9 protein-coding genes are annotated in these 12,608 nt (G+C 65.5%); all 9 read left to right on the top strand.

The genetic code is table 11. From position 1 onward, the window contains the following. Positions 1–37: 37 nt before the first annotated feature. The 9 genes from ACOXXX_RS18375 to ACOXXX_RS18335 all read left to right on the top strand — a co-directional run bounded on the left by ACOXXX_RS18375 (position 38) and on the right by ACOXXX_RS18335 (position 12,544). Positions 38–1,288, top strand: coding sequence for a hypothetical protein (locus ACOXXX_RS18375; RefSeq protein ID WP_422828070.1), 1,251 nt, complete (start codon positions 38–40; stop codon positions 1,286–1,288). A 106-nt stretch (positions 1,289–1,394) separates the two neighbouring features. Then, positions 1,395–2,633, top strand: a complete 1,239-nt coding sequence (locus ACOXXX_RS18370; RefSeq protein WP_422828069.1) for a hypothetical protein — start codon at positions 1,395–1,397, stop codon at positions 2,631–2,633. A gap of 142 nt (positions 2,634–2,775) precedes the next feature. Beyond that, on the top strand, positions 2,776–4,038 hold the full coding sequence (locus ACOXXX_RS18365) for a hypothetical protein (RefSeq protein ID WP_422828068.1): 1,263 nt from the start codon (positions 2,776–2,778) through the stop codon (positions 4,036–4,038). Positions 4,039–4,181: 143 nt separating this feature from the next. Then, positions 4,182–5,480: a hypothetical protein gene (locus ACOXXX_RS18360; protein WP_422828067.1), complete on the top strand. Its 1,299-nt coding sequence runs from the start codon at positions 4,182–4,184 to the stop codon at positions 5,478–5,480. Positions 5,481–5,717: 237 nt separating this feature from the next. Next, complete coding sequence (locus ACOXXX_RS18355) at positions 5,718–6,983, top strand: hypothetical protein (RefSeq protein ID WP_422828066.1); 1,266 nt, start codon at positions 5,718–5,720, stop codon at positions 6,981–6,983. A gap of 156 nt (positions 6,984–7,139) precedes the next feature. Further along, a complete protein-coding gene (locus ACOXXX_RS18350; protein ID WP_422828065.1) occupies positions 7,140–8,513 on the top strand; it encodes a hypothetical protein in 1,374 nt (457 codons plus the stop codon). Positions 8,514–8,551: 38 nt separating this feature from the next. Next, the gene (locus tag ACOXXX_RS18345) at positions 8,552–9,742 is read left to right on the top strand and encodes a hypothetical protein (RefSeq protein WP_422828064.1); all 1,191 of its coding nucleotides are present in this window, start codon (positions 8,552–8,554) and stop codon (positions 9,740–9,742) included. Between the two features lie 42 nt (positions 9,743–9,784). After that, positions 9,785–10,993, top strand: a complete 1,209-nt coding sequence (locus tag ACOXXX_RS18340; protein WP_422828063.1) for a hypothetical protein — start codon at positions 9,785–9,787, stop codon at positions 10,991–10,993. Between the two features lie 90 nt (positions 10,994–11,083). Continuing rightward, on the top strand, positions 11,084–12,544 hold the full coding sequence (locus ACOXXX_RS18335; RefSeq protein WP_422828062.1) for a hypothetical protein: 1,461 nt from the start codon (positions 11,084–11,086) through the stop codon (positions 12,542–12,544). The last annotated feature ends 64 nt before the right edge of the window (positions 12,545–12,608 follow it).

The raw sequence follows: 12,608 nt of genomic DNA, 5'->3' as shown, positions 1-12,608 counted from the left end.
GGATTCCGGCTCTCGCGCGCACCTCCAGGAGTGCCAAATGAGTTTCACCCCCCGCCTTGTCTCTGCCACCCCCCGCCTGTGCCTTGCCGCCCTGACGCTGGCCCTGCTGCCGCCGCAGGCGGGCACCGCCCAGACCGTCCTGTCGGGCGATCACAGCGTCGATGGCGGGCTGTGCGCGGGGGACTTCTGCACCAATTCGGAATCCGTCGGCGGCACGTTCAACGCCCTGCTGCTCAAGCAGAACGTCGTCGCCATCGACATCGAGGACACCAGTGACCCGTCGGTCGCCCCAAGCACCGACTGGTCGATCGAATTCAACAACGGCTCTGCCGGCAAGATGGCCATCGTCGACCGTGGCGATGTCGGGGCGTTCAACACCCAGGTCTTCACCATCGAAGGCAACAGCCGCCAGCATGCCATGTATCTGGACAACGAGGGCAACCTGGGGCTGGGCACGTCGATGCCCTCTGCCAACCTGCATATAGAGGACAGTCTCGTCGCGACCCTGCAGTTGCGGCGCAACACCTCGGGCGGCAGAAGCTTTCAGAACTGGGCGATCTCGTCGGGCGACGGGGCGGATGTGGGCAACGGGGCGCTGTTCTTCGATGGCGCGGCGCAGACCGGCGTGCCGCTGATCATCAAGGACGCCGCGCTCAACAATGCGCTGGTGCTGGGGGAGGGCAGGATCGGCATGGGCACGCGCCTGCCCCAGGCGGCGCTGCACGTGACGCGCAGCGACAACACCGCGGGTCTGCTGGTCGAGGATAGCGGTGCGTCCGGCGCGCAGGAGATGCTGAAGCTCAGCAACAACGGCGGGTCGTATTTCACCTTCGAGAATGCCGCCGCCGGCACCACGTGGTTCTTCACCCACGAGGATGCGTCGCCCAACCGGTTCATCATCGCCGACGCCGTGGCCGACGGGCCGGAGTTCACCCTGACCGCGGGCGGCGACGTGACCATCCCGGGCAATTTCATCTCGGGCGCCACGACGCTCAACGTGCCGGATTACGTGTTCGCGGACGACTACGCGCTGCGCCCCCTCAGCGAGGTGCAGGCCTTCATCGACACGCATAGCCACCTGCCGGACGTGCCCTCGGCGGCGGACATCGCCAAGGACGGCCTCGACATGACGGCGATGCAAATGACGATGCTGAAAAAGATCGAGGAGCTGACGCTCTACACGCTGGAGCTGGAAGCGGCCAACCAGGCGCAGGCAACGGAACTGGCGCGGCTCGGCACGCTGGAGACCCGCCTGGCCCGGATCGAGGCGGCGCTGGCTGCCGAGTGAGCGTGCATATGCCTCGGGCTTCGCGCAATTTTACTGGCGGGGTGCCGCGTTCGGCCAGATACCGAAAGGACGCGCCCCGCGTTCATATCCGGTTGGAGGAGTCACCATGTTCCGCAATCCAGGCATCCTGCCGCTCGCCCTCTGGGCCACTCTGAACCTCGCCCCCCCGGCCCTGGCCGAACAATTCGTCGCCGACGACCTTGTGGTCGACGGCTCCGCCTGCATCGGCAAGGGCTGTGCCAGCGGCGAGACCTTTGGCGAAACCGATCTCAGGATCAAGCAATCCGCGATCAGCATCGTGCTCGAGGATACCTCGACCGCGGCCGGCTTTCCGACCACCGACTGGGAGATCAAGGCCAACGACATCGGCAGCAACGGCGCGGAGTTCTTCGTGATCCGCAATCTCGATGCCAATACGGCACCGTTCCGGATCTGGGACGATGCGCCCAGCAACGCGCTGGCGATCGACAGTATCCTGCGCGGCGACGATACCGTCGACACCGGGATCGGCATCGGCACCCGCCTGCCGCAAGCCAACCTGCATGTGGTGTCACCGATGGTCCCCGCCATCCGGCTCGAACGCGACACCTCGGCCGGGCTCAGCCCAAGCCGGTGGGATATCGAGGCCTCGCCCTTCGAATTCAACCTGAGACGGGTAGACCTCGGCGGGATCCGTCCGCTGCGCATTGCCGGCGCCGCGCCGGAAAACAGCCTCTATGTCGGCTCCATTGGCGATGTCGGCCTGGGCACCAACGCGCCCGCCGCAGCGCTGCACGTGGCGCGCAGCGACAACAGCGCGGGCCTGCTGGTCGAGGATACCGGCGCGTCCGGCGCGCAGGAGATGCTGAAGCTGTCGAACAACGGCGGATCCTATTTCACCTTCGAGAATGCCGCCTCGGGCACCACCTGGTTCTTCACTCACGAGGATGCCTCCCCAAACCGCTTCATCATCGCCGATGCGGTGGCTGACGGGCCGGAGATGTCGCTGACGGCGGATGGGGACCTCACCATTCCCGGCCAGCTTTTCACCGGCGGGTCCTGTGCCGCGGGCTGCGACCGGGTTTTTGAGCCGGATTATCCGCTGCCGACCATCGCCGAACAGGCCGCGATGATGCGCGCCAACAAGCACCTGCCCGCCGTCGGCCCGACGCCCGAGGACGGCCCCTTCAACATCACCGCGATGACCGGCGGCATGCTCAACGAACTGGAGAAGGCGCATCTTTACATCGCCGAGTTGAATGCAGAATTGCAAACACAGCGGGATGCGCTGACCGAGCAAAAGCGGCTCAACGCGGCGCTGCTGGACCGCGTGGCGCGCATCGAGAGCGTCATGAACGGTGATTGATCCGGGCGCTCGCACCGGCTCTTTGCCGTTGGAGCCTCCGACGTTCTGCCCCGTCCGGCCAATAGACGGCGTTAAAAATTTTGCTTAGGCTTTCACGCGGAGCGTCCTAAAGCCAAGTCCATTTCATTAGTGAGAGAGCCCCATGCCATCTGTCCTACGCACCGCCACCGCCCTGACCTGCCTGACGATCGGACTGTCCGCGCCCGCGATGGCGCAAAACATAAACGGCGACGATCTGATCCTCTCCGGAGAGATCACCCAGAACGGGATCGGAACAAATTTCTTTAACGGCAATTATTCTTCGTTCAACGGCTCCATGTGTGTTGGTAATTCCTGCACCGCGGTAGAAGCCAACGGCCTTGGCAATCCATCGATCAAGCTGAAATGGTCCGAGCCGCAGATCCTGATGGACGACACGAGCAATGTGGCCTTCAACGATCGCGATTGGCGCATCGGTCCGGCGCGCAATGGCGCGGCCCGTGTCTTTATAATCATGGACGAGGGCAACGATTGGAACGACAGCAACGAGGTGATCCCTTTCAGCATCGTCGGCGGCGCTCCGGAAAATGCCTTCTGGCTCGCGGCCGACGGCGACCTTGGCCTCGGCACCTCCATCCCGCTGTCGGACCTGCATATCGTCGGCGCCGCGGACGCCTCGATGCGCCTTGAAACCGTCACCGATCCACAAAGCTGGGAGCTGTATTCCGCAGCAGATCTTGGGATCATAGACCGGACGAACCTGACGGAACCGTTCCGTATCGAACCGGGCGCCCCGACCGACACCATGCACCTTGGGAACAACGGCAATGTCGGGATCGGCACCGACACGCCCTCGGCCCCCCTGCACGTGCAGCGCACCGACAACACCGCGCGGCTGCTGATCGAGGATACGGGATCTTCCGGCGCGCAGGAACTGTTCAAGCTGTCGAACAACGGCGGGTCCTACTTCACCTTCGAGAATGCCGCCGCCGGGACGACCTGGTTCTTCACCCATGAAAACGCCGCCCCCAACCGGTTCATCATCGCCGACGGCGTCGCCGACGGGCCGGAGATGACGCTGACGGCGGACGGGGACCTCACCATTCCCGGCCAGCTTTTCACCGGCGGCTCCTGCGCGGCGGGATGCGACCGGGTCTTCGACGAAGACTACCCGCTGCCCACGATTGCCGAGCAGGCCAAGATGATGCGCGCCAACAAGCACCTTCCAGCCGTCGGCCCGACCCCCGAGGATGGCCCCTTCAACATCACCGCGATGACCGGCGGCATGCTCAACGAGCTGGAAAAGGCGCATCTTTACATCGCCGAGCTGGAAGAGCGCGACCGGGTGCGGGCGGCGGAGAACGCCGCCCAGGACGCGCGCATCGCACGGCTCGAGGCGCTGGTCGCGGATCTTGCCGCGCGCTGAGCTGCTGCGAAAGATTTGACAGGGCAGGCTTTTGCCCTGTTAACCTTTGCCCCACCCGCCGTCCGGGGTGGCGGGATTTCAGACCGTTCCATTTGTCGCGCCGCGCCCCGGCATAGGCTGGCGCCCTTTTCGGGAGCCCGCCGATGATCCACCCCCTCTTTCCCAGCCCTTTTGCCTTCGGCCTCGTGTCTTTGGGCGCCGTCCTGACGGCCCTGCCCGCCACGGCGCAGGACGTCTTCAGCAACGGCGTCACCATTTCCGACAGTACCACCGGTTCGGCCGCGCTTTACGTGCAGGATGATTCCGTGCTCCAGGACCAGGCCTGCATCGGCTTCTCCTGCATCCGCGAAGAAACCTTCATCAATCTCTATACGCTGAAACTGAACTGGTCGCGGCCGGGCATCGAGTTCACCGACGCTTCGTCCGGGCCCGGCTCGGGCTCGCCGAACCCGTTCCCCACCGACGACTGGCGGATCGAGATCAACGACAACACCACGATCGCGAACGGCGGGCAGAATTTCTTCCGGCTGCAGAACGTGAGCGCGGGCACCCGTCCCCTGACCGTCGCGGGGGCCGCCCCCACGAACGCGCTCTACATCGCGGAGGATGGCGACATCGGTCTTGGCACATCGCTGCCCCAGGCCGATCTGCACATCACCGACCCCGACGGCGATCCGGGCATCCGGTTCGATGATACCGGGTTCAGCCCCTATGCCTGGTATCTGTCGGGCAACAGCTCGGGCTTTTATGTCTACGACCCGCAGACCTTCGATATCCCCTTCGAGATAAACGCCGGAGCGCCGGAGAATGCCCTGCGCATCCTCGATAACGGAAACATCGGCATGAGCGCGGGCAGCACCCCGCAGGCCCCGCTGCACATCGCGCGCAGCGACAACACCGCGCGGCTGCTGGTCGAGGATACGGGATCCTCGGGTGCGCAGGAGATGCTGAAGCTTTCCAACACCGGCGGGTCGTATTTCACCTTCGAGAATGCCGCCGCCGGGACCACCTGGTTCTTCACTCACGAGGACGCGTCGCCCAACCGCTTCATCATCGCCGACGCCGTGGCCGACGGGCCGGAGTTCACCCTGACCGCGGGCGGGGATATCACCATCCCGGGCAACTTCATCTCGGGCAATACCACGCTCAACGTGCCCGACTACGTGTTCGCCGACGACTACGCCCTGCGGCCGCTGTCGGAGGTCGCGGCCTTCATCGCCGACAACAGACACCTGCCGGACGTGCCCTCGGCGGCGCAGATCGCGGCCACGGGCCTCGACATGACCGACATGCAGATGCGGCTCCTGCAGAAGGTCGAGGAACTGACGCTCTACACGCTCGAGCAGGAGACACGGCTGGCACGGGTGGACGCGCTCGAGGCCGAGAATGCCGCCCTGCACGCCCGGCTGGCGCGGATCGAGGCGGCGCTGGCGCTGGAGTGAGCGCGCATTGCCGTCTTGGCGGCACGGGCGGACAGCCGCCAGGTGTTCAGTCCCGGCATCTGGTGGATCAAACACTCAGGCAACGACGCGATGGCTTTGCCGCCAACCCCAATCATCCGCGCGGCCGCAGACACCGCTCGGGGCGAAAACGCTCGTCCGACGCGCAGATTCAGGCGACTTTTGATGTCAGACAGCTCATATTCCGGCACAACTGCAATCAAATAAGGATACTATCCCATGCAACTTGAAGCAGTAAGACTGGCAAGGCTCACCTCAACAGCCGTCGTTTGCGCGATCGCCGCGCTTTTTCCGATCCGCAGCGCGGAGGCGCAGGTTCAGGTCATCGCCAACGACGTCAAGATCGAGGACGGGCTTTGTGTCGGCACCGGCTGCAGCACAAACCCGGGCTCCGACTATCCTGACGGCCAAGTGCTGCTCAGTTCCGACGATGCCGGACTGGTTCTGGTGGACAATGCCGACACCAATGTCTGGGAAGTCCTGATCGACACCGTGGCCGCGACCGACACCTTCGCGATCCGGGACTTCAACGACAACACCTTGCCCCTTGTGATCGAGAACGGCGCGCCCGACAATACCTTCTACATCGCCGCGGGCGGCGACATCGGTCTGGGCACGGCGATACCGCAAACAAATCTGCATGTGGTCGACCCCGTGGCAAGCGCGGTGCGGCTGGAGAACAACACCAACACCCGGTTTGACTTGATGGTCGAACCGGTCGGCTTCTCTCTGCGCGATGCCGTATCCGGAAACAGGGTCTTCTTTGCAGCGGAGAATGTGCCGGCGGGGACGCTGTTTCTGGGCGAGGATGCGCTCAGCATCAACGGCAGTGATTCCGACTACGACGTCCAGATACGCGGCACAACCGATCCCACTCTCTTCTTCGCCGATGCCTCTACCGATCGTATCGGTCTAGGGACGAATGTGCCCGCAGAACCGCTTCATGTCTTCCGCACCGACGGGACGGCCTCGGTGCTGGTGGAAAACGCCTTTGGCTCCACCGCCACGCGCGAGATGCTCAAGATCGCCAATAACGGCGGCTCATACGCCACCTTTGAAAACACGAACTCGGGCACGACCTGGTATCTCGTCCACGAGAATGCGGACCCCCACAATTTCATCATCGCCGACGGCGTCGCCGACGGGCCCGAGATGACGCTGACGGCGGGCGGCGATCTGACCATTCCCGGCCAGCTCTTCACCGCAGGCTCCTGTGCCGCCGGATGCGACCGGGTGTTCGATGCCGACTACCCGCTGCCCACGATCGCCGAACAGGCGGCGCTGATGAAATCCCTCAAGCACCTGCCCAATGTCGGCCCCACGCCCGAGGACGGCCCCTTCAACATCACCGCGATGACCGGCGGGATGCTCAACGAGCTGGAGAAGGCGCATCTTTACATCGCCGAGCTCGAGGCGCGCGACCGCGCCACGCAGGACCGCATCGCCCGGCTCGAGGCGCTGGTCGCGGATCTTGCCGCGCGCTGAGCGCATTTGACAGGTCGATCGCGACGTTGTTAGCTTTTTACGACCGTCGCGGCTGCGGCGGCCCCGGGCCACCGGGATGGTCCTGATTTTCATCAATGTTTTTTTGCACCGCAGCCTGTGACCCGGTAGCGCGACCGGTGCCCCAAGGAGGCTGTCATGCCGATCAGACCCATCATCTGTTTTCTCTGCGCCACGCTCGGCCTGCCGACGGTCCCGGCGCTGGCCCAGACCACCCTGTTCGGCGATCACGTCATCGTCGGCGATCTCAGCGTCGACGAGGGCATCACCGGCAGCCTCTATGTCGAAGACGACAGTGTCATCGACGGCAGCCTGTGCCTGGGCAACGCCTGTTTGCCCACCACCACCTTCGCCAACGATGAAACGCTCAAGATGATCTACACCCAGCATTCCATCGTCTTCGATGACACCTCCTCCTCGACCAACCCGAACCGCGACTGGACGCTGCGCATCAACGACCCCCAGCCCCGCTCCTCCGGCGGCATCGACAAGTTCGCGGTCGAGGACGACACCGCCGGCACCACCCCCTTCACCATCGAGGGCGGCGCGCCCGACAACGCGCTCTGGATCGACGACACCGGCCGTATCGGGATGGGCACGATGTTTCCGCAGGCGCGGCTGCACATCGAAACCACGGACACCTTCGGCCTGCGGCTCAGCCGAAGCGGGTCGGGGGCCTGGGATGCCGCCGTCACGGCGACCGGCAGCTTGGCCCTGAGCAACGACGCCGCCGGTTACGCAAGCGTCGGCATCGACGAAGACGCGCCGCAGAACGCCCTGGTGATCGGGGACAACGCCATGGTCGTGAACGGTCTCAACGCCGATTACGATTTCGTCGCGAATTCCGCGACCAGCAACGTCGCCTTCGTGCTCGACGGCGCGACCGGGAATGTCGGCATCGGGATCGGGGCGGCCATGGCCCCGCTGCACGTCCGGCGCAGCGACAACAGCGCGGGCCTGCTGATCGAGGATACCGGCGCGTCGGGCGCGCAGGAGATGCTGAAGCTTTCCAACAACGGCGGATCCTACTTCACCTTCGAGAATGCGGCGGCCGGCACCACGTGGTTCTTCACCCACGAGGATGCGTCGCCCAACCGCTTCATCATCGCCGACGCGGTGGCCGATGGCCCCGAGATGTCGCTGACGGCGGATGGGGACCTCACGATTCCCGGCCAGCTTTTCACCGCAGGCTCCTGTGCGGCAGGCTGCGACCGGGTCTTCGATGCGGATTATCCGCTGCCCACGATTGCCGAGCAGGCGGCGATGATGCGCGCCAACAAGCACCTTCCAGCCGTCGGCCCCACGCCCGAGGACGGCCCGTTCAACATCACCGCGATGACCGGCGGCATGCTCAACGAGCTGGAGAAGGCGCATCTTTACATCGCCGAGCTCGACGGCCGGATGGCGGCGGAGCGCGTCGTCCTGCAGGCCGCCCTCAGCGCCGAACGCGCCCGGGTCGCGGCGCTGGAGGACCGGCTGACCCGGCTCGAAGCCCTGCTCGCCGGACGCTGACGCGCCCGGCGGCCCCGCACCCCATACAGGAGACTGCCATGTTCCGTCCCATTGCCCCCGCCGCCCTGCTGCCCGCCGCGGCGGCGCTGACCCTCGCCCTGCCCGCCACGGCGCAGAACCTGATCCAGAGCGACACCTCGATCCAGAGCAATCTCTGCGTCGGGGCGGGCTGCATCGAGACCGAAACCTGGGCCGAACCGGTGCAGGAATCGATCGTCCGGATCGACAACAACCGGACCCGGATCGAATTCGTCGATGCCTCGAACCCGGCCGGCAACTTCCCCACCAACGACTGGTCGATCTTCGCCAACGACTTTGTCGATTTCGGCGCCAGCTATTTGGCGGTGCAGGATGACGAGACCGGCAACGTGCCCTTCCGCATCGACGCCGGAGCGCCCACCGCGGCGCTGCACGTGGGCACCAACGGCCGCATCGGCCTCGGCACCATCCTGCCGCAGGATACCCTGCACGCCAGCGGTAGCTTCGGCCCGGCGCTGCGGCTGGAACAGACCGGCAACGTTCTGGTGCCGTCGCAGATCTGGCGCATCGCCGGACAGACCGCGTTCAGCATCTACGACCTGACCCTGGGCACCACGCCGTTCCGTATCGACGCCGCCACCCCCAACAGCACCCTGCACCTGAACGAGGACGGCGCCGTCGGCCTGGGCACCAACGTTCCCGCCGCGGCGCTGCACCTGCTGCGCGGCGACGGCAGCGCGGGCGTGCTGGTCGAGGATACGAACCCCGGCGTGCAGGAGATGTTCGCGATGCGCAACAACGGCGGGTCCTACTTCACGCTGGACAACACCGCGAGCGGCACGACCTGGTTCTTCACCCATGAGAACGCAGCTCCCAACCGCTTCATCATCGCCGACGCGGTGGCCGATGGCCCCGAGATGACGCTGACCGCGGACGGGGATCTCACCATCCCCGGCCAGCTTTTCACCGCAGGCAGCTGTGCGGCAGGCTGCGACCGGGTGTTCGACGCGGACTATCCGCTGCCAAGCATCGCCGAACAGGCCGCGATGATGCGCGCCAACAAGCACCTTCCGGCTGTCGGCCCCACCCCCGAGGACGGCCCCTTCAACATCACCGCCATGACCGGCGGCATGCTGAACGAGCTGGAGAAGGCGCATCTTTATATCGCCGCGCTCGATGCCGAAAACCGGGCGCTGCGGGCGCGGATGGCCGCCTTCGAAGCCCGGCTCGCCGCGCTCGAGGCGCGGTAGACTGCGCTCTCGAACACTCTTTCACCGAACAAGGACCCTATCATGCCAAACCGTTTGTCCCGCCCCTGTCTCGCAGCTCTGGCGGCGTTGGCCCCTTTGACGGCCGCGGCCGACCCGCTGCCGACCGTTAACCCCACGATCCGCAATTCGCTTTGCGTCGGTTCCGGATGCCTCGACGACGAGATCTTTGCGGGTGACGAGATCAAGCTCAAATCCAACAACAACCGCCTGCTCTTCGAAGACAATTCGACCTCGGCCGGTCTGCCCACGGGCGACTGGCGGATCATCACCAACGACACGGTCACCGGCGGCGAGGATTATTTCAGCATTCAGGATGTCGACGGCAACACCCAGCCCTTCCGCGTCGACGCCGGGGCGCGCACCGATGCGCTGGTCGTCGATCAAACCGGGCGGATCGGCCTGGGCACCGGACTGCCCGTCGAGGATATCCATGTGGTCACTTCCGACACCCCGACGATCCGGTTTGAACAAATCGGCGGCAGCTTCGGCGAACAGACCTTCGATATCGGTGGCAATGAGATTGGCTTCTTCATCCGCGACGTCAGCGTCGGCGGCAGCTTCCCCTTCCGGCTGCTGAACGAGGCAGAGAACGGCACGCTGGTGATCGAAACCGGCGGGCGGGTGGGCATCAACACCGACGACTCGGTCGGCGATGTCGATGTGCAGGCCATTCTCGACGTCCTGGGCGACGGGCTGTTCCGCGGCGCGGATGCCACCGTCGCAGTCCGCAACACCAGCAACGTGGCCGCATCGCGCGAGCTGTTCCGGATGGAGAACAACGGCGGGTCCTACTTCACGCTCGACAACACCGATGCCGGCACCACGTGGTTCTTCAACCATGAACAGGCCGCCCCCAACCGCTTCATCATCGCCGACGCGGTGGCCGACGGCCCCGAGATGACGCTGACGGCGGACGGGGACCTCACCATTCCCGGCCAGCTTTTCACCGCAGGCTCCTGCGCGGCAGGCTGCGACCGGGTTTTTGAGCCGGATTATCCGCTGCCGACCATCGCGGAACAGGCCGCGATGATGCGCGCCAACAAGCACCTTCCCAATGTCGGCCCGACCCCCGAGGATGGCCCCTTCAACATCACCGCGATGACCGGCGGCATGCTGAACGAGCTGGAGAAGGCGCATCTTTACATCGCCGAGCTCAACGCCACGGTGACGCAACAGGCCGCGGCCATCGCCCGGCTGCAGGCCCGGCTCGACACGCTCGAAACCCGGTAGCGGACCGCCGGAGCGCCTCGGCACAAGGCTGGACAGGTCCGGCGCGCGGTGATTTAACCGCCTGAGACATAAAGAAAAAGGGACAACCCCATGCCGTTAACCAGTTCCGCGCCGTGGCGCGCCCGCTGCCTTCTGCTGCCGTTTCTGGCCCTGCTCGCCGCCGCCCCGGCCGGGGCGCAGACCAACGAAACGGTCAACGACCTGACGGTGCTGGGCAATGCGCAGGTGCTGGGCAGCACCATCCAGCAGGGTCCGCTGACCGTCAACAGCACCTTTACCCTCAACAGCACCGGCAACCTCTTCGGCAGCACCGATTTCTTTGGCCGCATGACGGCCCGGAACGGCCTCGAGGTGCGCAACCTCCCGCTCGACATCTTTGCGCCGCTGCGGGTCCATGGCTTCACCCAGACCACGCTGGACGGGCCGGTGCAGTTCGACGGGACGATCGAAGCCGACGGCACCGATGCCGCGGCGTTCCGCGCCGGCGCCTGCCTGGGCCAGAGCTGCAGCCCGGAACCGCTTAGCTACGGGGCGCTGCAGATCGACGATCCGGAAGCCGCGATCCTGTTCGGCGCCAACGATGGCGACTGGTCCATCGAAGCGTCCCAGGGCGCCGGGTCGATCTTCACCATCCGCGACGGCGCCTTCGATGACGCGATCTTCAGCCTCGAGGCCGGGGCGCCGCAATCGGCCTTCTGGCTGGCCGCCTCGGGGCGGGTCGGGATGGGCACCGCGATCCCGCAGGCGGCGTTGCACATCTTCGAAAACACCGGCCCCGCGATCCGCATGGAAAAGGGCAATTCCGGCGGCGCCACCCCGCAAAGCTGGGAGCTGGGCGTCGATCCGGGGCGCTTCGTGCTGCGCGACGTCGACACCGGCAACGCGCCTTTGTCGGTGCACGAAGGCGCGCCGCAGGCCGCCCTTGCGGTCGATCCGGGCGGCGATATCGGGCTGGGAACGCTCTTTCCCACCGCCGCGCTGCACCTGATCCGCGCTGACAACACCGCCCAGCTGCTGGTCGAGGATACCGGCGCGTCCGGCGCGCAGGAGATGCTGAAGCTTTCCAACAACGGCGGATCCTACTTCACCTTCGAGAATGCCGCCGCCGGCACCACCTGGTTCTTCACCCACGAGGATGCGTCGCCCAACCGGTTCATCATCGCCGACGCCGTGGCCGACGGGCCGGAATTCACCCTGACCGCGGGCGGCGACGTGACCATTCCGGGCAACTTCATCTCGGGCAATACCACGCTCAACGTGCCCGACTACGTCTTCGCCGACGACTACGCCCTGCGTCCGCTGTCGGAGGTCGCGGCCTTCATCGCCGACAACAAACACCTGCCGGACGTGCCCTCGGCGGCGGACATCGCCGAACACGGCCTCGACATGACCGACATGCAGATGCGGCTCTTGCAGAAGGTCGAGGAACTCACGCTCTACACGCTCGAGCAGGAAGCCGCGCGCCGCGCGCAAGAGACCGAGCTTGCCGGGATGCGGCAGGAGATCGCCGCCCTGCGCGCTCTGCTCGCGCGGAATGCGCGAGAGGATTGATCCCGTTTCACTCGCCCATAACGCGTTTTGACTGCGCACAGGCGAGTGCGTATCCTGCCGCCCT

The organism is Thalassococcus sp. BH17M4-6 (assembly GCF_049323015.1).
Lineage (GTDB): Bacteria > Pseudomonadota > Alphaproteobacteria > Rhodobacterales > Rhodobacteraceae > Puniceibacterium.
Note: the sequence above shows the minus strand (reverse complement) of the source record. Positions and strands in the feature narration are given on the sequence as shown.